The organism is Spirochaetota bacterium, from assembly GCA_004297825.1.
GTDB lineage: Bacteria > Spirochaetota > UBA4802 > UBA4802 > UBA5368 > FW300-bin19.
The window spans coordinates 77,008-99,112 of record SCSX01000015.1 but is presented as its reverse complement, the minus strand read 5'-3'; the positions used below and the strand labels follow the sequence as shown (position 1 = coordinate 99,112).

Sequence of the window (22,105 nt, the reverse complement as noted above, 5' to 3'; positions counted from 1 at the left end):
CCGGCCCGTTATTCCGTATCGACAATGCGATCGTATCCCACGCGATCCCTGAGCGTCTCCTCCACGGTGGCGCGCGATTCGCGCGCGAACCGGAGGCACACGCCGCAATCGGAGCTCAGGTGGCGCGGAATGGGGATAAGCTTCACGGGCACGCCCGCCCGCTTGAGCAGGTTTTCGGCGTGCATGGCGTGGCTGACCGATTTGAAAAGGATGATGCTATAAGCTTCGGGCACGATCCGCCTCCGGCGTGTTGAAATCTGACGGTGTTATGACGCGGCGGGGCGAATGATTTCAAGCGCTTTTTCCGCGATTTCGATGCGCGCTCTTTGAGCGGCAGCGGCGATGGTTTCGCCGTCGGCGTGGATGGGAAGGATTGCGGCATACCCGGATTTTTCAAGGCCCATTCTGCCGCCCCGCCGAAATTGCCTTGACGAAGAATCGAATTTCAATTACTAGTAATATGCTTCCATATAAGGACTCCGGGCGAACACAATGAAAATTTCGACGAGGCTTCGATACGGATTGCGCATGATGATGGATCTCGGTGCGCGCGATGGCGCAGGTCCCATCCTTCTACGAGAGATTGCCAGGGACGAATGCATTTCCGAAAAATACCTGAGCCAGATCATCATTCCGCTTAAGGCGCACGGCCTGGTGGCTACATTCAGGGGCGCCCATGGGGGGTACATGCTGGGGCGGCCCGCGGCCGATATCCCGGTGCGGGAAATCGTCGAGGCGCTCGAGGGGACCATCGAGCTCGTCGACTGCGTGGAAAGCCCGGCGGCATGTTCGCGTTCAGGGGACTGCGTTGCCAGGGAGTTCTGGGAGGGACTGGGGGGGGCGATGCGCGGTTACCTGGAATCCGTAACGCTCGATGAACTGGTGCGCAAGCTGAAGGCGCGCAGGGGCGAACCCGCGCACCAGGGGAGCTATTCCATTTAACTGGGGCCTTTGCGCGTATTTTTGCTCGATTTGCGTTACCGCGCGGAAAACCTTGACAGAAGTGTGTATTATTGAATAGTGCCGTATTCTATTGAAAGAGCGATGCGCCATGATCATTACGCTGAACGGCCGTAAAGTGGAGTTCGACGGGAAGATTTCCGTAAAAGGGCTCATTACGGCCAGGGGCCTTAAGACCGATTCGCTGGTAGTCGAGAAGAATCGTTCCATCGTTCCCCGGGACGAATGGGACTCGGTAATGGTCGAGGAGGGGGACACCCTCGAGGTGCTCTCGCTTGTCGGAGGGGGCTGATGGACGATGTGCTGAAGATCGCGGGGCGTGAAATCCGGAGCCGGTTCCTCCTGGGGACGGGTAAGTTCCCGTCGCATACGGTGATGCGTGACACGATAGTCGCGTCGGGCTCGCATATCGTGACCGTCGCGGTGCGGCGCGTCGACCCCGACGCCGGGTCCGAGAACATGCTCGAATACGTGCCCTCCGGATGCATACTCATGCCCAACACCTCGGGTGCGCGCAACGCCGACGAAGCGGTGCGCATTGCCCGGCTCGCCCGCGCCATGGGATGCGGGGACTGGATCAAGATAGAGGTGATATCGGACAACCGCTACCTGCTCCCGGATAACGCGGAGACGATTCGCGCGACCGATATACTCGCGAAGGAGGGTTTCGTGGTGATGCCCTACATGAACCCCGACCTGATGGACGCGCGAAGGCTCCGCGACGCGGGGGCCGCGTCCGTGATGCCCCTGGGGGCGCCCATTGGCACGAACAAGGGCCTGCGCATGCGCGAGATGATCTCGATCCTCATAGAGGAAATGGACCTGCCGGTTGTCGTCGATGCGGGGATCGGGCTTCCCTCGCAGGCGGCCGAATCGATGGAGATAGGGGCGGACGCCGTCCTCGTGAACACCGCGGTCGCGACGGCGAAGGACCCCGCGCGCATCGCCAGGGCGTTTGCGATGGCGATCCAGGCGGGACGCGAGGCCTACCTCGCCGGTCCGGGATCGATTAAAAAATACGCGGAGGCCTCGTCGCCGCTCACCGGGTTCCTCCGGTGAGGCCCCTTCCATAGGAACACTCATGTCATTCTTCGAGACCATAGAACGCTACAGGGATTTCGACTTTGCCGACGCGATCGGGCGCGCGGGAGAGGCCGATATCGCGCGCGCGCTTTCGGCGGAGAGGCCCGGCCCGGAGGACTTCCTCGCACTGCTTTCGCCCGCGGCGGAGGGCCGGCTGGAGGACATGGCGCGCAAGTCGCAGGAGATCACGCTCCGGCAATTCGGGCGGGTCATCCAGCTCTACGCACCGCTGTATATAAGCAACTACTGCGTGAACGAGTGCGCCTATTGCGGCTTCCGGCAGGGAACTCAAATCCCCAGGATGAAGCTAACCATGGAGGAGATAGAGCGCGAGGCGCGCATCATAGCCGCGACCGGGATACGCCACATCCTCGTGCTTACGGGCGAATCCCGCCGGGAATCGCCGGTTTCCTATATCGGCGAGAGCATCGAGCTGCTCAGGGAACACTTCTCCTCGGTTTCCGCCGAGGTGTACCCGGTGGACGAGCCTGAATACGCGGAGCTCGTCGCCTCCGGCCTTGACGGGCTCACCATCTACCAGGAGACCTACGACGAAAACGTGTACGACGCGCTTCACCGCGGTCCCAAGCGGGATTACCGCTGGCGGCTCGACGCGCCCGAGCGCGCCTGCGCCGCGCATGTGCGTACCGTCGGGGTCGGGGCGCTCTTGGGCCTTGCGGACTGGCGGAGGGACGCCTTCCTTACCGGGTTGCACGCCGCCTGGCTCCAGGACCGCTTTCCCGAGATCGAGGTGAGCGTATCCCTGCCGCGCCTCCAGCCGCAGGAAGGGCATTATACCTCCCCGCACGAGGTAGGCGACAAAGAGCTCGTGCAGATCATGTGCGCGTTCCGCCTGTTCATCCCCAGGGCCGGCATCACGGTCTCCACGCGGGAGCGCGGCTACATGCGCGACAACCTCGTAGGCCTGGGGGTTACGCGCATGTCCGCGGGATCGCACACAGAGGTGGGCGGATACGCCCAGGGCCCCCGGACCACCGGGCAGTTCGAGATCGCCGACCACCGGAGCGTGGAGGAGGTGAGCGCCATGATCTATTCCCGCGGGTACCAGCCGGTCTTCAAGGACTGGCAGAACCTGTAACGATCGGCGCGTCCGGATGCCGATCGCGTATCGGCCCCCGGCCCGAAAAATATTTCTCTCCCGCGCGGCCGCCGGACGGGGCATGTAAATAAAATGGAACGAAACAGCGAACAGGAAACCCGCGAGCGCGCAAACGACAGGAGCAACTCCTTCGCGGTGAACCTGGGACTCGTGTCCAATATCGTGCTCGCCTTCCTCAAGGTGTTCTTCGGCATGCTCGGGCACAGCCCGGCACTCCTCGCGGACGGCATCAACTCGACCTCGGACGTGGCGTACTATATCGCGACGAAGATATTTCTAAGATTGTCGGTCGAGCCCGCGGACCACGAGCATCCCTACGGGCACCGGCAGATGGAGAGCATCGCCTCGGTGGTGGTGGGCGCGTTCATCCTGAGCACCGCGGTCGCGATCTTCTGGAACGCGCTCGACGGGGTGTACGATGCGCTCGTGCGGCATACGCCCGCGCCGGAAACCCCGCTCATTACGCTCGGGATCGCCCTTTTCACGATATGCCTGAAAATAGCGCTCACCCTGGTGACGAAGCGAATCGGCGCCAAAACCAACAACAGCGCCATCCGCGCGCTGGCGTTCGACCACATCAACGACATATTCGCATCGCTCGCCGCGGCCGTGGGCATCTATTTCGGCCGCGAGGGGTTTCCCTGGGTTGACCCGCTCGCCGGGGGCGTGGTCGCCTTGTTCATACTGCGCACGGGGATCAACATCATCCGGGAATCGGCCCTTGCGCTCATGAGCACGGCGCCTGCCACGGAGCTCACGCAGCGGATAACCGGCGTCGCGAAGGGAATCCCGGAGATCAGCGGCATAGAGCGGATACGCGTACATACGTTCGGACAATACCTCGTCGTCAACATCGACATCTGCATAGACGGTTCGAGGACCATTCGCCGTGGCGATGAAATCTCGACGATGCTTGAATCGCGCCTAGTCGCGGAAATCGATGAAATCGTGGACGTACACGTGCATTACCATCCGGGAGACGGCGCCTGCGAGGAGGGTTACGGGACGCGGTAACCGGCGCCCCGAATCCGCCCGCCGGAAAAAACGGTTTACATCGCGACCGGACCCCATTCCATGTTACCAGCCGCGCTGGTTCGCGGAGATGCGTAACAGCATTTGGGGGCCGATATAACTGTACGATGAAAAACTTTTTCTATAACCTCACGCCGGACATCATCCTCAGGGCCCTCGAGCAAAGCGGCCTGGAGCCCACGGGACACTGCATGGCGCTCAACAGCTACGAAAACCGGGTCTACGACCTGAAGCTCGAGGACGGCACCCACGTCGTCGCGAAGTTCTACCGCCCGGGCCGCTGGTCCCGGGAGCAGATACTCGAGGAGCACGAGTTCCTGATCTCGCTCAGGGACGACGAGATCCCGGTCTGCGCGCCGCGCGGCTTCGCGGACGGGGCGACCCTGCACGAGATCGAGGGCATCTATTACGCGATCTGGCCGCGCACGGGCGGGAGGGTGCCCGACGAGCTCTCCGACGAGGTGCTGGGCATCCTGGGCAGGACGCTCGCGCGGATCCACAACATGGGCGCCTCGAAGAACGCCGTGTACCGTATCGCCCTCACCGGCGAAACCTATGGGCTTAAGCCGCTCGCGTTCCTCCAGGAGAACGGGTTTCTTCCCCCGCACTGCGCGGGGCGCTACGCGGACGCCGTCCACGAGATCGTGAAGCTCTACGACGAACTGCGCCGGGACGTTCCCTTTCACCGGATCCACGGCGATTGCCACCTGGGGAACCTTTTACACGGCGCGGAGGGCTGGTACTTCCTCGATTTCGACGACTTTCTCAACGGTCCCGCCGTTCAGGACGTGTGGATGATGGTCCCCGCCCGGGATCGCGAGGGGCTCCGCCAGCGCGAGGTGTTCCTGGAGGCATACGGTCAGTTCAGGGAGTTCGACCGCTCCACCCTGAGGCTCATCGAGCCGCTCAGGGCGCTCAGGTATATCAACTACGCGGCCTGGATCGCGCGACGCTGGGAGGACCCCGCCTTCCCGCGCGCCTTTCCCCATTTCGGCACCGTCCAGTACTGGGAGGAATGCACCGCCGACCTCGAGGAGCAGATAAAATATTTCCACGAGACCGTGGAGGATATCCCGGAGGGACTGCGAAGGGAACAGGACGCGAACGGGAAACAGGAGGAGCTCACGAACAAGGACTATTTCTGGGACTGGGAGGACAAGTAGTATCGGCGCCCCGCGCGGAACTTCCTTGACATGCGCCGTCTTTAAAGGGAAACTAAAAACAAGGGATCGCATCCGTCGGCGATTAAATTCCGTGGGGGAAAGAAATCGTGAAAACCAAGAAGGTGCTGACGCGGGTATTAATGGGACTGGCGGCGCTCGTCATCGTGCTTGTCGCCTGGGCATGGTTTACCACCTATCATCCCGCTGCTATCGAGAGCGAAAAAGTGAACTGCGCCGGGGAGGCGCCCGTGCTCGCGCCCGGTCAGAAGCTCAAGGTGCTCAGCTGGAACATCCAGTACATGGCAGGGAAGAACTACGTATTCTTTTACGATCTTTTCGACGGCTCGGGACCCGATGAAAGGCCGTCGCCCGCCGATATTACCGCGACCTTCAACGAGACCGCCCGCGTAATCAGGGCCGAGGACCCCGACGTAATTTTGTTGCAGGAGATCGACGACGGCTCGAAACGCACCGATTACGAAAACCAGCTCAAGAGGCTGCTCGCGCTTCTCCCGTCCTCGTACGCCTGCCAGGCGAGCGCCTGGTACTGGAAGGCGGCCTATGTGCCGCACCCGCGCATCCGGGGCGCCGTGGGAATGAAACTCGCCATAATTTCGAAATACAAGATATCGTCGGCGACGCGCCACCAGCTTGAGCTTATCCCGGGCGATCCGGTCACGATGCTCTTCAATTTCCGGCGCGCGGTGCTCGAGGTCCGCCTGCCGGTCAGGGGCGGGAAGGATTTCGCGTTCCTGACCACGCACATGGACGCGTTCGCCCAGGGCACGAACACGATGGAAAAGCAGACGCAGCAGGTGAGGGCGATCCTGGACACCCTGAGCGCCGAGGGAAACCCGTGGATGATCGGCGGCGATTTCAACCTGCTTCCCCCGGGCGGCGCCTATGAGGCGCTCCCTCCCGACCAGCGCGTGTATTTCAATCCTAAAACCGAGGTCGAGCTGATATTCAAGGCATACCGGTCCGTACCCTCGTACGCCGAGGCGAACAGTCCCGATGCGAAGCGCTGGTATACCCATTTCCCGAACGATCCCGCGGTTAAGGGCCCGGACAGGATAATCGACTATTTGTTCTATTCGAATAATGTAAACCTGGGGACCCACTACGTGCGCCGCGACGACACCTTGAAAATATCGGACCACCTTCCCCTCGTCGCGGATGTGACTGTTCCGAAACAATGAGTCCCGGTATCGCGAAAGAAATGGATGCGAGAATTGGAGCATGGGTGATATAAAGAGCAGGCTGTCGGCATTGCAGGGAGAGATTTACGGCGGTTTCGCCGCCATGCTCGTCTCGCTGCCGTCTTCGATCGCGTTCGGGATCATCATTTACTCGCCAATGGGCGCGGAATTCGCGTCGCGCGGGGCGATGGCGGGCGTGGTGGGCGCGATAATGCTCGGCCTGATCGCGCCGCTCACGGGCGGGACCCCGGGGCTCGTCTCCGCACCGTGCGCACCGGCCGCCGCGGTGCTTTCCGCGTTCGTGCTGGGAGTCACCGCGAACGGAACCGGCACCGATATTGCCGCAACGCTCCCCTCCATGATTCTCCTCGTAATCATGGCCTGCGGACTGCTGCAGGTGTTCCTTGGTCTCGTGGGCGGGGGTCGCTTTATCAAGTACATTCCGTACTCCGTCGTATCCGGCTACCTGAGCGGCGTGGGCCTGCTCATAATACTCGGCCAGCTTCCAAGGCTATTCAGCGTTCCCGGAGGAGGCATGACGCTCTGGAAGGGACTCGCCACGCCGGACGCGTGGAACCTGCAGGGCCTTTCCGTGGGATTGGTGACAATCGTCGTTATGGTGGTTTCACAGCAATTAATCCGCAAGGTGCCCGCGGCCATACTCGCCCTCGTCGCGGGGATTGCCTCCTACTGGGCTTTTGCGCTGTACTATCCGGCAATGGCCACCCTGATGGGAAACAGCCTCGTCGTGGGACCCGTGGCCACGGGGACGGACGCGTTTTTCCAGACGATCGTCAATTCCTACGGATCCCTCGCATCGGTAAGCCCGTCGCTTATTCCCACCATCGCGGTCACGGCGATCACCCTTGCGGTGTTGCTCTCGATCGATACATTGAAGACGTGCCTGGTGCTGGACGCGATGACAAGATCGCGTCACGATTCCAATCGCGAGCTTTTCGGACAGGGGATCGCGAACATAGGCTCGTCGCTCGCCTGCGGTATCGCGGGCGCCGGTACCATGGGCCCCACGCTGGTAAACGCGGGCAGCGGAGGGCGGCGCAGGCTCTCGGGCGTGCTTGCGGGTTTGTTTTCCGTGCTCGTGCTGCTTTTCCTGACTTCTTCCATATCGTGGGTGCCGCTGCCGGCGCTTGCGGGCATCCTCGTGGTTATCGGCGCGCGCATGATCGATTTCAAGAATTTATATCTCTTAAAACACCGCAGCACCCGGTTCGATTTCCTGGTATACCTCGCGGTGGTCGTCACGGCCCTTTACCTGAACCTGATCGCCGCGGCGGGCATGGGAATCGTTCTTTCCATACTCATTTTTCTCCGGGACCAGATGCGCCAGCCGGTAGTGCGCAGGAAAGTATTCGGAAATCAGTTCTATTCGCGCAAACACAGGATCCCGCTCCAGCGCGAAATACTCAATGCGCGCGGCGAGGACATCCTGATCGTCGAACTTCAGGGTCCGCTTTTTTTCGGCACCTCGGACCAGCTCATGACGGAGATAGAACCGCACCTCGAAAAATCGCGCTACCTCATTCTCGACATGCGGAGGGTGGCCGCGGTCGATTACACGGCCGTGCATCGCATCGACCAGATTGAGCAGACGGTAAGCGCGAACGGGGGCGAGCTTATATTCACCTCGGTCCCCATCAACCTGCCGACCGGTCAGAACGTGCAGGCGTACCTTTCGCGGCTGGGACTATCTCAGGCCGGAAGGAATATCCGCTACCTCGGCAGCCTGGACGAGGGGATTCAGTGGGCCGAGGACCGCATCCTCGAGTCCGTGAACTCGTGCCTGGGTGATGCGGACCTTCCGCTCGACCTTGCCGCGTTCACCTTTTTCCTGGAAACGGACCGGCGGGTGATCGAAGGGCTCAATGGCATCATGGAAGAGAAGCGCTACGCGCCGGGCGAGATGATTTTCGGGCACGGCGACGAGGGCAGGGAAATATTTTTTATCAGGAAGGGTTCGGTCCGAATCGACCTTCCCCTTTCCGGCGGCATGTCGGAGCACCTTGCAACCTTCGGGAAGGGCGACTTTTTCGGGGATATGGCGTTTCTCGTCAAGGGGGGCCGCTCCGCCAATGCCGTCGCGGAGGATGAGGCCTGGCTTTACGTGATGACGCGCGCCTCATTTGACGCGCTGTGTGAAATAGACCACCGCTTCGGGGAAACGGTGTACCTCAAGCTCGCGTCGGCGCTGGCAAAACGATTACGGCAGACCGATGTGATTATCAAGACGCTGGTCGAGAATTAAAATGCGCACTATCTGCGCCTGCCGCGGCCTGGAATCGGGCATCGCAGTCCACGGACGGATATTTCTTACACCGGGCTAAATCTGGTAATCCCGGGACGGTAAAGAAAAATGAACCCGTTCTCTCTTATAAACATATTTTCCGCGATCATGTGCGCTTCCCTCGGGGTCTTTTCGCTGCGTCTGGATCCGCGCGCGCGGCTTAACCGGCTCTCCCTGGCCACATGTTTGTGTTTCTCACTGTGGGGATTCTGCTACGCGTTTCTTCATGCCGCGCCCGCCCGCGATGATCTCCTGTTCTGGTACGGCTTGAGCGCCCCGGGGTGGTGCCTGTTCAGCGGGTTCGCACTTCACTACGTGCTCACGCTCACCGGAAAGCATTCGCTCCTGGCCAGATCCTGGGTATACCTCGCGCTCTATGCTCCGGGCCTCGTTTTCACGCTCAAGCAGATCACCGGCGAAATGTACGCGGCGGATTTTATCCGCGTGGGGTTCGGATACGCCGAGGTCCCGATGACGGACAGTCCGTGGTTCTGGCTCTTTATCGCATACCAATCGGGATACGCGCTCGCGGGAATCGTGCTCATCTATCTCTGGGGAAAAAGGGCGCCGGCCCGGCGGGAGAAAAAACAGGCGCGCGTGCTCGTGGTCACCTCCGTTTCTGCGCTTACATTCGCCTTCTTCACCGACATCATACTGCCGGCCATACATCATTTTACTGTGCCGGCGCTTTCGCCGATTTTTATTTTCATATGGGCGTTCGGCATCTGGTATTCCATCCGGCGCTACCGCTTCATGTCCATCAACCTGTCTGACGTCTCGGACGAGGTCGTGTACCGGATGCGGGACCTGCTCGTACTCACAGATACCCGTGGAATTATTATCAAGACCAATCCCCAGATCGAAAAGATACTGGGGTTCGATATCCGGCGAGAACCGGGAACGCGCTTCCACGCCCTTTTAAAAGACGGCGAGCGGGCGGGCAGGGCGTTCGACGCGATGATAAGCAGCCGGACCCCGAGGTTCGAAATTATAGGCGAATTCATAACCTCGACGGGAGAATTCATCCCCGCGGAAATTCGTGCCTCGATCATCCAGGACGAATTCGGAGATCCACAGGGGGTGGTGATAATCGGCAGCGATCTCAGGGAGAAGCTTCAATTGCGGAAAGAGATCAGGGAGCGGACCGCCGCCGAGGACATATTACGTATGAAAAATGCCGCGATTGAAAAAGAGCTCGGGCACGCGCAGAGAATTCAAAAAGCGCTGCTGCCGGTGTCCGTCCCGGAACACACGTGCATCCGGATCGGTTCCCGGAGCGACACCGCCGCGGCGATTGGCGGCGATTATTTCTCCTTCACGGAATTCGATTCGGGGGATCTTGGCGTCTTTATCTGCGATGTTTCCGGGCATGGCGTATCCGCGGCGCTGTTTCTCTCGCTCGTCAAATTCGAGTTCGACCGGATATGCCGGATTTGCGGGGATCGCCCGAAATCCTTCATGGAGGAGCTTAACCGCGATCTTATCGTGAACATGCAAAACTACTTCCTTACCGCGGTGTACGGGATATTCACGTTTTCCCGGGAAGACGATTCGGCGGAATTCATATTTGCGCGGGGAGGGCACCCGGCCCCGATCGTGCATCGGGCCGCCACGGGGGGGATCGAGGAATTGAACTGCGGCGGAACCCTGATAGGACAATTCAGGAGCGCCTGTTTCGACGAAACAAGGGTACGCCTGCGAAGGGGCGACCGGGTTTATCTCTATACCGACGGCGTAGTTGAAACCAGGGATTGCGAAAGAAGATTTTTCGGGGTCGAAGGCATGATGCCGATACTCAGGGACAACGGCGTCGCATCGCTCGATGCGACGCTTGACGCCGTGATCGGCGGTCTGACCGCCTTTCGCGGCGGTGGTCCGGTCGAGGATGACATCGTCATCCTCGGTTTCGAGATTAAATAAGCGGGGAACTGGCCATCGTCAAGAAGAAAGGCGGGTGCGCAGCCCCTGAAAACGCCCCACAGTGCTCCCTGCGGTCTCGCAACAGTCTACTATTAATTATTATTTGACTAATATGCTTAAAATATGCACATAGATACATATGAGAACAACAATAAATATTGACGATTCATTAATCAAGAAGGCTTCATCTCTCACCGGAATAGACGAAAAAACGACTCTTGTCCGCCTCGGCCTTGAGGCCCTTATTAAGAAAGAGAACAGCAGGCGTCTTGCGAAGCTCGGTGGGACAGAGAAGTCATTGACTACGGTACGAAGAAGAAGGAACGATTTCTAAGCCTATGGTCCTTGTTGACACATCCGTCTGGATCGAACACTTTAAGAAGGGCCATCCACGGTTGATAGAACTGCTTAACAATGCCGATGTGGTAATTCATCCTTTTATAATCGGGGAACTCGCATGCGGAACTCTTAAAAACCGCAAAGAAATCCTGAACCTGTTGCAAACACTTGATTCGTCGCCTGAAATAGCCCTTCAGGAAATATTGCGTTTTATCGAGATGAATAAACTTCAGGGTAAGGGAATAGGATTCATAGACATCAACCTTCTCGCATCCTCTTTACTATCGGATTGCGTGTTATGGACTAATGATAAGAGGTTGCATGGCATCGCTCACAAGATGGGTATAGCATATCAAGGATAAATTCAGCGTTTTAGTGGGCAAAAAGGCGGGGTCTCAAAACCCCGCCTTTTCGCGTTCCTCATGCAGGTGACGAGGGGCTCGAACCCCCAGCCTGCGGTTTTGGAGACCGCTGCTCTACCAATTGAGCTAGTCACCTGTACGTGTCCCACATAAGGCCCCGCTCATGGGAGTGTCAAGTTTTTTTTCCGCGCCGGGGCGGCGGGTGTTTATGCTTCGTAGCCGCGCGTTTCAACGCGCGGTTTCATTCCCGCCGATCAGTAGTATTCGCCGCTTATGGCGAGGTCTTCGAAGAGATACTTCTGGCTGTCCTCGCTCTGACGGAACTCGACCGGGTATTTTCCGTCGAAGCACGCCGCGCAGAACTGCATCTCGGGGCGGTCGATCGCCGCGAGCATGTTCTCGCGCGTGAGGTACTCGATGGACTCGACGCGGAGATATTTGCGAATCTCCTCGATGGAGTGCGACGAGGCGATGAGCTCGCTTCGCGTGGGAATATCGATGCCGTAGAAGCACGGGAACATGGTGGGCGGGGACGATATGCGCACGTGTATCTCGACCGCGCCCGCGTTGCGGAACATCTTTATGATCTTGCGCATCGTGGTGCCGCGCATGATGGAATCGTCCACGATCACGAGCTTCTTTCCCGCCACGGCCGAGCGCACGACGTTGTACTTGATCTTGGCCCCGAAGTCGCGGATCTTCTGCGACGGCTCGATAAAGGTCCGGCCTATGTAATGGCTCCGGATCATACCGTTTTCGTAGGGGATTCCCGATTCACGGGAATAGCCCAGCGCCGCGCAGGTCGAGGAATCGGGAATGGGCACGACGATGTCGGCGTTCGCGGGCGATTGCTTGGCGAGGGTGCGTCCCAGCTGGATGCGCATGTCGTGGACCGAGTTTCCGAAAATGATGGAATCGGGCCTCGAGAAGTAGATGTATTCGAAGATGCACAGCGCCTGGTCGTGCTTCTCGAACGGGAAGTAGGAGCGCACGCCGTTTGCAGTAATCTCCACGAGCTCTCCCGGCTGGATTTCGCGCACGTATTCCGCGTCGATGATGTCGAAGGCGCAGGTCTCGGATGCGACCACCCAGGCGTCGTCGAGCTTTCCCAGCACGAGCGGCCGGAAGCCGTACGGATCCCTGACGGCGTAAATGGCGTTCTGGTTCATGACCAGAAGCGAGTAGGCCCCCCGGATCTGCTTGAGCGAGCGTATGAGCGCTTCGAGAAAATCGCTTATCCCGGAGCGCGCCATGAGGTGCACGATTATCTCGGTGTCTATCGAGGTCTGGAAGATAGAGCCCTGGCGCTCCAGGTCGAACCGGATATCCCCCGCGTTCACGAGGTTCCCATTGTGCGAAAGCACTATCGGCCCCAGAATCGAATCGGCGCGAAGGGGCTGGGCGTTCCTGAGAAAGGACGAGCCCGTCGTCGAATAGCGGTTGTGCCCTATCGCCATGTGTCCCGACAGGCTTTCAAGGTGTTCCTCTTTGAAGATGTCGACGACCTTGCCCATGCCCGCGTAACGGAAGATGTGCATCCCGTCCGAGGAGGCGATCCCCGCGGACTCCTGGCCGCGATGCTGGAGGCGGTACAGGCCCAGGTAGGTCAGGTTGGATGCCTGCGGTGTTCCGAATATGCCGAAAACGCCGCACTCCTCGCGCGGCTTGTAACTATTCAAATAGTGTCCAAGACACCCTGGTTTCATATTTTCTCTTCGATTGGGGGATTTGATATCGCTACCCGGTCTTTAGAACTAATTAGCCGACTTGTAAAGTACTTTTAACCTGGATATGCATTTTTAACATATCTGAAAAAGACCTCGCAGACAACGTAGCGCATGGGAAAGGGAAAACAATATTTAACTGCCTGATAGTTGCACGTGCGGCGCCGAATCTGTCCGGGAATCAGGACGCAAAGATCACCGCGAGTATCCTGGCCGGCTTGTCCCCCGCGCAGGCCACTTTATGAGGGGTGGTCGAATCGTAATAAATGCTGTCGCCCGGCTCGAGCGTATCGGTATATTCGCCCAGGCGAACCTCGATCTTGCCCTCCAGGACGAACAGGAATTCCTCGCCTTCATGGTTGTAGGGAACGCCCTGCGTGGAGACCGGTTCCAGGGTGACCAGGAAGGGTTCCATGCGCCGGTTGATCTTGTCCGGGGCGAGCGATTCGTAGGAATATCCGTATCGGACCCCTTCCTTGGACGCGACGCGCGAGGTGGGCGTGCGTTCGTGCGTGCGCACGATGGTGAAAGGGGCGGTCCCCACCTGGTTGAACAGGGTGCCGATCTCCACGTCGAGCGAATGCGCGATCTTGATTATGGCGCCCAGCGGCGGCGATATCAGGTGATTTTCGAGCTGGGAGAGAAAGGCGGTTGAAAACCCGGTCCTGTCGGCGATGTCCTTGAGCGCGAGGCCTTTCGCCTCCCGTGTCGCCTTGATCTTTTCGCCGACCTTTACCTCTTCCGCAGCCATGAGCATTCTCCAATCGTGGTATAATCGCCTGTGTTCAAGGTATCGGGTCTCTTCTTGCACGTCAATTAAAGTTTCACGCGGGCATTCCGCCGGGGGGACCGGCGATATCCTCGATAAAATTGATGTTATGAAACACGTGGGAGGGGTCCGTGAACCGGCGTATCTCGTCCTCCGGGATCCTCCGGACGTTCACCGCGGGAAATATCCGGATGATCTGCCTCCGGTTCTCCTCTATGGCGCTGCACAGGGGATCGATGCATGCCCGGGAATAAAACGCGTGAAGGGGCTCGTAGAATTCATTTACGCAGGGCACGATTACGTCATGGGTGCCGATAAACGTACCCATGTAACGGATCAGGCCGGCGGACAGGAACGGCATGTCGCAGGCGGAGATGAAGCTGTAAGGCCCGGCCGCATGGAGGAGGGCAGAGTATATCCCGCCTATGGGGCCGTGGGCGGGTACGGCATCGGGTATACATTCGAGGCCCAGATACGCGAACTTGGCGGACTCGTCGGCGACGATGACGATCCGGTCGAACACCAGGGAGAGCGTGCCAATGACGTGCTCTATCAGGGGCTTCCCCTCGTAGGGATAAAGGGATTTGTCGCGGCCGAACCGGCTGCTCTTGCCCCCGGCGACGATATAGGCGGTCACTCCCTCGATTCGCTGGTCCATATTTCCTTGACACGCGGCCCTGGTTTTGCGTTAATCGGATTATGCCACATATCATTTCCATCGTGGGCAGGTCCGGGTCGGGCAAAACCACGCTTATTGAAAGGCTTTTGCGTCATTGGGGCGAAGGCGGGCTTAAAATTGCAATCATTAAACACATGAAGCATGATTTCACCGTCGACACCCCCGGAAAGGACACCTTCCGCTACCGCGAGGCGGGCGCCGCCGCGAGCATCATAACGAACGACCGGGATTATGCGGTCATGGCATCCAACGTGGACGCCCTTTCGCCTGTCGATCTCGCGCAGCGATTCTTCCCTGCGTTCGATCTCGTCATCATCGAGGGCTACAAGGAGGGCGATATCACCAAGATCGAGGTTATCGGCGACTCGCCGGAGGGTCCCCTCGATACCTCGGGCGTGAGAAACATCACGGCGCTGGTCACCGATACTGCCGTCAGGGACAAAAGACCCGTGTTTCGCAGGGACGATATCGGCGGGGTCGCACGCTTCATCGAGGAGCTATGGCGGGCTTAAGCCTGTATACCGGCAACCGCCTGGAGATTCTCGCCGGGGCACTGGCCCAGGTCACGCGCGCACCGTGTGCGCACCCGTTCACCCCGGAGACGATAATCGTGCAGAGCCGCGGCATGGAGCGATGGCTCTCGCTCGAGCTTGCGGCCCGCAACGGTATCTTCGCCAACGCACGGTTTCCGTTTCCCAACATCGCCATCGAGGATATCTTTTCGCGCGTGATCGGCGAACCGGCGGACGAGGCTTCTTTCTCCCGCGAATCGATCACCTGGAAATTGATGCGGCTTCTCCCGGAATGCGCTCCCCGGCCGGGTTTCGCCCTGGTGCGCTCGTACCTTGGGAAGGACAACGACCATCTCAAACGCTTCCAGCTGGCGACCCGCCTCGCCGACGTCTTCGACCAGTACATCACCTTCAGGCCGGATATCGTGACCTCGTGGGAAGAAGGGGAAGACGGCCAGTGGCAGGCGGAGCTCTGGCGCGCCCTTGCGGGTACGGGGGCACGTTCCCACCGGGCGGCACGGCGGGCCCTGTTCTTCGAGAGGCTGGGCGCATCGGATGACGCGGCGTCGTTCCTTCCCGAACGGGTCTCGGTGTTCGGGATTCCCTCGCTGCCGCCCTTTCACATGGAGGTGCTCTCCGCCATCTCCCGGTACGTCGATGTACGCCTGTTCGTCCTGAGCCCCACGCCGGAGTTCTGGGCCGATATACGTTCCGATACGGAAATCGCGCGGATCGCGCGAAGGTCGCCGGGCGGGCCCATGTCCGCCGAAGACCTGCACCTTGAGAAGGGAAACAGTCTGCTCGCCTCCCTGGGAAAATCGGGGAGGGAGTTCCAGGAACTGGTGACAACGCTCGATACGGGAGAGGCGTCGTTTCCCTTATACGAGCCGCCGGGTGCGGGTACCATGAGGGGAAGCATCCAGAACGACATTTTTCGGGTGAGTGATCCGGGGGCGCCGGATTTCGTGGAGGGCGCAGGGGTGAATCCGGCGGAGCGGCGGTTCCCCGCGCCGGACGACCGCAGTGTAATCGTGAACTCCTGCCACAGCGCCATGCGCGAGGTGCAGGTTCTCCGCGACGCGCTGCTGGAGATGTTCGAGCGTTGTGCGGGGCTGGAGCCCCGCGACGTGCTGGTGATGACGCCGGATATCGAGGAATACGCGCCCTTCATCGGGGCCGTCCTGGGCGACGACACGGCGGGCGACCGCGCGATTCCCTTCACGATCGCCGATCGCGGGATACGCAAGGCCAGGCGATTTATCGATTCCTTCTTCACCTTCTTCGATTTCCTACATAAACGGTTCGAGGCCAGCGCCGTACTCGATTTCCTTGAATTTGAAGATGTCCGATCGCGCTTCGGGATCGAGGAGCACGATATTCCGCTCCTGCGCGATCTTGCGGAAGGGTCGGGCGTGCGTTGGGGGCGGGACGCGGGCTGGCGGAAGAGGGAGGGATTCCCGGAATTCCATGAGCATTCCTGGCGCTTTGGTATCGAGCGCCTGCTGCTCGGGGTCGCCATGCCGGGCCGGGAGGAACGGATTTTCAGGGGAATCCTGCCCTGCGATACGATCGAGGGAAGCGGGGCCCAGGTGCTCGGGCGATTTATCGATTTCTGTGAAACGCTGTTTCAGGCTGTCGACACCCTGGACACGGCGAGAACGCTTTCCGGGTGGAAGGAAGCGCTGACCGGGATACTGGACAGGCTTTTCCTGGCCGGCGAAGACGCGCGCGATGACGAGGCGATGCTCCGGTCCGCCGTCGCGCGACTCTCGCTTATCGGCGAACGGACGGGTTACGGGGATATCCTCGACGCGAGGGTGGTCGTCGCGTGGCTCCTGGGGGCGGTGGGCGAGTCATTCGATAGCGGCGGTTTCCTGGGGGGCGGCGTGACCTTCAGCGCGATGCTCCCCATGCGCAGCATTCCCTTCCGGGTCATCTGCCTTATCGGCATGAACGACGGGGCGTTCCCACGGGCCGTCAGGGCGCCGGCCTTCGACCTCGTTTCGCGCGCGCCCCGCCCGGGCGACCGGTCCATCCGGGACGAGGACCGCTACACCTTCCTGGAGACCCTGTTATCGGCGCGGGAGACGCTGTATATCAGCTACGTAGGGCAGAGCAGCAGGGATAACAGCGAAATTCCCCCCTCGGTGTGCGTGAGCGAACTGCTTGACTATATCGATGCCGCCTTCACGGGACCGGGAAAGGGCGCGCGGGAATGGCTGGTGAATCGGCACCCGCTCCAGCCGTTCAGCGCGCGTTACTTCTCCGGGAGGGACCGGCTGTTCAGCTATTCGGCGATGCAGGGGGAGACCTGCCGGGCGCGTGCGCGGGCGGCGTCACCCGGGGTTTTTTTGCACGGGAAACTTCCGTCGGTCCGGCCCGTGAAAGGGGAAATCGCGCTGGAACAATTCCTTGACTTCTTCGAAAATCCCTCCCGCTGGTTCCTGACGCAAAGGCTGGGCGTGAACATTCCCCTGGTGGAGGAAGCGGTCAGCGACGAGGAGCCCATGTTTCCGTCGAACCTGGACGATTACAGGGCGCGCGCGACGCTCATCCGGGGCGCACTGGCCGGGCGGGATCCCGCCGAAACCGCGAAGACCATGAGGGCGTCCGGTATGCTTCCCCGGGGCGGGCTTTCCTCGGGTATGCTCGTGCGCCTGGGTCCGGATGCGGATCGGATAGCGCATAACGTTACGGCGCTGGGCCGCGGGACCGCGCCCGCGGCACGGGACTTCAGCGTGGGGGCCGGCGGCCTCGTCATAGGGGGCCGGCTGCAGGGAGTCCTCCCGACGGGCACGCTGTACCACCGCGCGGGAGCGGCGCGTGAAAAGGACAGGCTGGCCGCGTGGCTGGGACACTGCGTGGCCTGCGCCTCCGGTTCTTTCGGCTCCGGGTGCGTGAGCCACCTCGTGTGCCTTGACGCCATTTATCGTATGAACCACTTCGACGGCGCGCCCGGGTACCTGGGCGCCCTTGCGGAAATTTTCACGGGCGGACTCGACGAGCCGGTTCCCTTCTTTCCAAGAACTTCACTCGCCTTCTGCGAAGCGGACGCGAAGACCGCCGGGGATCCCGCCGCACGGGAACGTAAAATCCTTCGGGCCATAGACGCGGCGTGGAGCCCCGCCGATTCCACCGGCCACGCGAAGGGGGACGTCCAGGACAGGTATTTCATGCGCTGCTTTGGGCCAAATCCGCCGGACGGTGAAAGATTCCGCCGACTCGCCGCAGCGGTATTCGGCCCCATGCTGGCGCACCAGGTAAAGGCGGATATCGATAATGAATGACGGGGAAGGCGGAGATATGAAGCCCTTCGACACGCTCTCGTGTCCGCTCGAGGGGGCGAGCCTCATAGAGGCAAGCGCGGGAACCGGCAAGACGCACGCGATCACCGGGCTGTACCTGAGGCTCATTGTGGAAAAGGGCCTGCGTCCGGGCCAGGTCCTCGTCGTGACCTTCACCGAGGCCGCGACGGAGGAGCTCCGGGGCCGGATTCGCACGCGCCTGCGTGATCTGCTCGATTCGTCCGCACCGCGCCAGGCAGCCTCGTTTAAGGACCCGCTCATGGCCTCGCTCGCGGCGCGATGCGCGGGCGACCCGGCGGCAAGGCTCTGGGTTCAGACTTCCCTCAGGGGGTTCGACGAGGCCGCGATCTATACGATCCACGGATTCTGCCAGAGGATGCTCATGGATTACGCGTTCGAGAGCGCGGCGCTGTTCGATACGCGGCTCGTGACCGACGAAGCGGAAATGCTGCATACCCTCGCAATGGACTTCCTTCGCGAGAAAATGTACGACGAGAGCCTTCCCCTGTTCACCGAGTACGCGGCGGTCGACAAGGGCTACGCCGCCTCATCCGCGCTTGTCGAGCTCTATTCCCGCACCACCCTGATGTCCGATGTATACGTCCGTCCGGAGGCCGCGCGCGTTGAAGCGCACCAGGTGGAATCCGCCCTTTCCGGGCTGCGCGAAGACTATGAAAAAGCGGCCCGGACCTGGGCAAAGGACTCGGATGAAGCGATATCCCTCGTCTCGGGCGCGATCGAAGCGAAGGACCTAAACGGAAACAGGTACAGGAATTTCACCGCGCGCGCGAAGGAGATGGGCCGGTATTTCGATAATGCCCATCCGCTTTCCGACGCGGCGAAGCCGGAGCTTTTCTCGAACGCCGGGATGCAGGAGCGGTTGAACAAGGGGAAGACGGCGCCCCGCCACCCGTTTTTCACGGTATGCGACGATCTCTGCAGCGCGCGCGCGGCGGCGCGCGGACTACTCGCCCATTTCCGGGAGAAGCTCCATATGGATTTCGTCGGGTACGCGGCAGAAATGCTGCGCGCGCGCAAATCGAAGCTCAATACGCGTAGCTTCGACGACCTGCTGGCGGGCATGCACGACGCGCTGCGCGCGGGGGGCGAGTCCTTCCTCGCGAGGTCGGTAAGGGACAGGTACGCCGCCGCGCTCATAGACGAGTTCCAGGACACGGACCCCGTCCAGTATTCAATTTTCTCCACCATTTTTTCATGGCCGGGGAGCGCCCTGTTCATGATCGGCGATCCCAAGCAGGCGATTTACGCCTTCCGCGGGGCGGACATTTTCGCCTACATGAAGGCGTCGCGCGGGGCGCGGCGCCGTTATACGCTCGACCGGAACTGGCGCTCCGATCCGGAACTGGTGCGCGCCGTGCAGGGGCTTTTTGGCGGCCATCCGAATCCCTTCGTATTCGGGGAAATCACGTTGCCCGCGATAGCCGCGGCCGGCGTGCCCGACCGCATTGAACTTACGGAACGCGGCAAGAAACCGCCGCCGCTCACCGTGTGGCTCATGGAGTCGGGGGACGGGAAGGAAAAAATACTGAAAGGTGCCGCGACAGGGCTTGCGGCGGAGTCGACCGCCTTCGAGATCGCACGCCTGCTGTCCCGCGAGTCGGAGACCATGATCGGAGACAGGTCCCTGCGACCCGCGGATATCGCGGTCCTGGTGCGCATGCACCACCAGGGGGAGGCCGTTCACCGGGCCCTTTCCGCTGTCGGCGTGCCTTCCGTGCGGTACGGGGCGGGGAGCGTATTCAAATCGGATGAGGCGATCGAGCTCTACACGATATTGCGCGCCGCCGCCGAACCGGCCAATGAACCCGTAATCCGCGCCGCCATGATCACGGACGCGATCGGGCTGGGGGCCGATGCGCTTGCACGGCTCATCGAGGATGACCGGGCGTGGGACCGCGCGGTCACCCGGTTCCATGAATACCGGGCGGCCTGGGAGCGGCGCGGATTCATGCACATGTTCAGGGATCTCGCCGCGCGCGAATCGGTACAGCGGAACCTTATCGCCCTCCCGGACGGCGAGCGCCGCGTCACCAACATCATGCACCTGGCGGAGCTGGCCCATTGCGCCGAGACGGAAAAGGGGCTGGGGATCGACGGGCTGCTCAAGTGGTACACCGGCATGATACGGGGGGATTACACGGGCGACGACAGCCTCCTGCGGCTCGAGACGGACGACGACGCCGTCAGGATCATCACGGTGCACCGCAGCAAGGGACTCGAGTTTCCGGTGGTGTTCTGCACCTTCGCGTGGAGCACGCCCCAGGCGCATAATGGACCGGTAAGCTTCCACGACCCGGATATGGACGATCGACTGAGGATAAGCGTATCGGCGGACGATGAACGCGCCGCGCTTCTCGCGGGGCGGGAGGATCTGGCGGAGGAGATGCGCCTCCTGTATGTCGGGATCACGCGGGCGAAGTACCGATGCTACCTCGCGTGGGGACCGATAAAAGATTCCGAGCGATCCTCACTGGCGTATCTTCTTCATGGCGCGCCCGCCGCCGGCGATCCGGACATGAAGGGATCGCTGAAGAAAATAATGGACACGATCGACCCGGCCGAGATACGCAGTGCCCTTGATGATATCGCCGGGCGTGTTCCCGGCGTGTGCATAACGCCGCTTCCCGATACGGATATGCAGGGGGGCTACGCGCGGCCCGAAGACGACGAATTGTGCGGCAGCAGGGAATTTCGGGGGACGATACCGCGCACGTGGCGGATATCGAGCTTCAGCATGATTGCCGCGGGAAGGGGCGCCGAATCCGGCGGAAGGGACCATGACGCGATCGATTTCGCATCGGTGCCTGAAACGCGCGCGGGCGCATTCGATTCGATCGCTCATTTTCCGCGCGGCACGCGCGCGGGCAGCATGCTGCATTACGTGTTCGAGCGGATAGATTTTACCGGCGGCGGGGCGGGCTGGGCCCCCGTGGTACGCGCGGCGCTCGATACATACGGAATCGATGCCGCATGGGAGAGCGCGGTGATTGCCATGCTCGGCAGGGTTCTGGGCGCTCCCCTTGACGGCGCCGGGAAGGAAGCCTCCCTTGCGGCCGTTTCTCCGGGCGACAGGATGAGCGAGCTCGAGTTCTTTTTCCCGCTCGAGAAGATAGGCTCCCCGGGATTATCATCGGTGCTCGCCGGGTGCGGGATTTCGTCAGGGGGGGGATTCGCCCGCGACGCCTTCCCCGCGCTCGAGTTCGAATCCCATCGCGGATTTCTCCGTGGTTTCATGGACCTCGTATTCAAGCGTGGCGAACGGTATTACCTGGTCGACTGGAAATCGAATCACCTGGGGGAATCGGCGGCGGATTACACGCCCGCGCGCATGTTGCGTGAAATGCAGAGGCATCGCTACGATCTCCAATATATGCTCTACACCGTTGCCCTGAACCGGTATCTCGCGGGCCGTGTGAAGGACTACGACTACGACCGGAATTTCGGAGGCGCGCTGTACCTGTTCATAAGGGGCATCGACGCCGTCGAAGCGCCGGGGTGCGGCGTCCACGCCGCGAGGCCCGAACGCGAACACGTGATGAAACTTGACCGCTACCTGTGCGAGGGGATGGAATCATGATGGGTTCGAATACCCGCCACGGTCGGTGCGGGTTAATG

General features: G+C 60.8%; 18 protein-coding genes and 1 tRNA gene. 14 read left to right on the top strand and 5 right to left on the bottom strand.

The window, feature by feature from the left end:
* Positions 1-8: 8 nt before the first annotated feature.
* Positions 9-185, bottom strand: coding sequence for a DUF3343 domain-containing protein (locus EPN93_02965; GenBank protein TAL39128.1), 177 nt, complete (start codon positions 183-185; stop codon positions 9-11).
* Positions 186-492: 307 nt separating this feature from the next.
* On the opposite strand from EPN93_02965, the gene EPN93_02960 reads away from it, so the two are divergent.
* The 11 genes from EPN93_02960 (at position 493) to EPN93_02910 (ending at position 11,480) form a co-directional block, all read left to right on the top strand.
* Complete coding sequence (locus EPN93_02960; GenBank protein TAL39050.1) at positions 493-942, top strand: Rrf2 family transcriptional regulator; 450 nt, start codon at positions 493-495, stop codon at positions 940-942.
* A gap of 109 nt (positions 943-1,051) precedes the next feature.
* A complete protein-coding gene (gene thiS / locus EPN93_02955) occupies positions 1,052-1,252 on the top strand; it encodes a sulfur carrier protein ThiS (protein TAL39049.1) in 201 nt (66 codons plus the stop codon).
* Positions 1,252-2,019 carry a thiazole synthase gene (locus EPN93_02950; GenBank protein TAL39048.1) on the top strand — a complete coding sequence of 256 codons (768 nt, stop codon included), beginning with the start codon at positions 1,252-1,254 and terminating at the stop codon, positions 2,017-2,019. The genes thiS and EPN93_02950 overlap by 1 nt, the downstream gene beginning before the upstream one ends.
* A 22-nt stretch (positions 2,020-2,041) precedes the next feature.
* Positions 2,042-3,142 (top strand): 2-iminoacetate synthase ThiH, encoded by a 1,101-nt coding sequence (gene thiH / locus EPN93_02945; GenBank protein TAL39047.1) that lies wholly within the window; start codon positions 2,042-2,044, stop codon positions 3,140-3,142.
* A gap of 93 nt (positions 3,143-3,235) precedes the next feature.
* Positions 3,236-4,177, top strand: a complete 942-nt coding sequence (locus EPN93_02940; GenBank protein TAL39046.1) for a cation transporter — start codon at positions 3,236-3,238, stop codon at positions 4,175-4,177.
* 125 nt (positions 4,178-4,302) lie between these two features.
* The gene (locus tag EPN93_02935) at positions 4,303-5,358 is read left to right on the top strand and encodes a serine/threonine protein kinase (protein TAL39045.1); all 1,056 of its coding nucleotides are present in this window, start codon (positions 4,303-4,305) and stop codon (positions 5,356-5,358) included.
* Positions 5,359-5,498: 140 nt separating this feature from the next.
* A complete protein-coding gene (locus EPN93_02930) occupies positions 5,499-6,557 on the top strand; it encodes an endonuclease/exonuclease/phosphatase family protein (protein ID TAL39127.1) in 1,059 nt (352 codons plus the stop codon).
* Between the two features lie 40 nt (positions 6,558-6,597).
* Positions 6,598-8,820, top strand: a complete 2,223-nt coding sequence (locus EPN93_02925; protein TAL39044.1) for a cyclic nucleotide-binding domain-containing protein — start codon at positions 6,598-6,600, stop codon at positions 8,818-8,820.
* 108 nt (positions 8,821-8,928) lie between these two features.
* Positions 8,929-10,779 (top strand): PAS domain S-box protein, encoded by a 1,851-nt coding sequence (locus EPN93_02920; protein TAL39043.1) that lies wholly within the window; start codon positions 8,929-8,931, stop codon positions 10,777-10,779.
* A gap of 139 nt (positions 10,780-10,918) precedes the next feature.
* Positions 10,919-11,113, top strand: coding sequence for a type II toxin-antitoxin system VapB family antitoxin (locus EPN93_02915; protein TAL39042.1), 195 nt, complete (start codon positions 10,919-10,921; stop codon positions 11,111-11,113).
* Positions 11,114-11,117: 4 nt separating this feature from the next.
* On the top strand, positions 11,118-11,480 hold the full coding sequence (locus tag EPN93_02910; GenBank protein TAL39041.1) for a type II toxin-antitoxin system VapC family toxin: 363 nt from the start codon (positions 11,118-11,120) through the stop codon (positions 11,478-11,480).
* A gap of 63 nt (positions 11,481-11,543) precedes the next feature.
* Here the strand turns inward: EPN93_02910 and EPN93_02905 are convergent.
* From EPN93_02905 to EPN93_02890, 4 genes are all read right to left on the bottom strand, one after another.
* A tRNA-Trp gene (locus tag EPN93_02905) sits at positions 11,544-11,616 on the bottom strand.
* Between the two features lie 118 nt (positions 11,617-11,734).
* Positions 11,735-13,186: an amidophosphoribosyltransferase gene (locus EPN93_02900; GenBank protein ID TAL39040.1), complete on the bottom strand. Its 1,452-nt coding sequence runs from the start codon at positions 13,184-13,186 to the stop codon at positions 11,735-11,737.
* A 199-nt stretch (positions 13,187-13,385) separates the two neighbouring features.
* The gene (locus EPN93_02895; protein ID TAL39039.1) at positions 13,386-14,015 is read right to left on the bottom strand and encodes a cupin domain-containing protein; all 630 of its coding nucleotides are present in this window, start codon (positions 14,013-14,015) and stop codon (positions 13,386-13,388) included.
* A gap of 13 nt (positions 14,016-14,028) precedes the next feature.
* Positions 14,029-14,631: a molybdenum cofactor guanylyltransferase gene (locus tag EPN93_02890; protein TAL39038.1), complete on the bottom strand. Its 603-nt coding sequence runs from the start codon at positions 14,629-14,631 to the stop codon at positions 14,029-14,031.
* 41 nt (positions 14,632-14,672) lie between these two features.
* Here EPN93_02890 and mobB point away from each other — a divergent pair, with 41 nt between their 5' ends.
* From mobB to recB, 3 genes are read left to right on the top strand one after another with little or no spacing between them, the layout of a single operon-like run.
* Positions 14,673-15,164: a molybdopterin-guanine dinucleotide biosynthesis protein B gene (gene mobB / locus EPN93_02885; protein TAL39037.1), complete on the top strand. Its 492-nt coding sequence runs from the start codon at positions 14,673-14,675 to the stop codon at positions 15,162-15,164.
* A complete protein-coding gene (gene recC, locus EPN93_02880; GenBank protein TAL39036.1) occupies positions 15,152-18,451 on the top strand; it encodes an exodeoxyribonuclease V subunit gamma in 3,300 nt (1,099 codons plus the stop codon). Before mobB ends, recC begins: the two co-directional genes overlap by 13 nt.
* Positions 18,444-22,067: an exodeoxyribonuclease V subunit beta gene (recB, locus tag EPN93_02875; GenBank protein TAL39035.1), complete on the top strand. Its 3,624-nt coding sequence runs from the start codon at positions 18,444-18,446 to the stop codon at positions 22,065-22,067. Before recC ends, recB begins: the two co-directional genes overlap by 8 nt.
* Positions 22,068-22,105 lie beyond the last annotated feature (38 nt).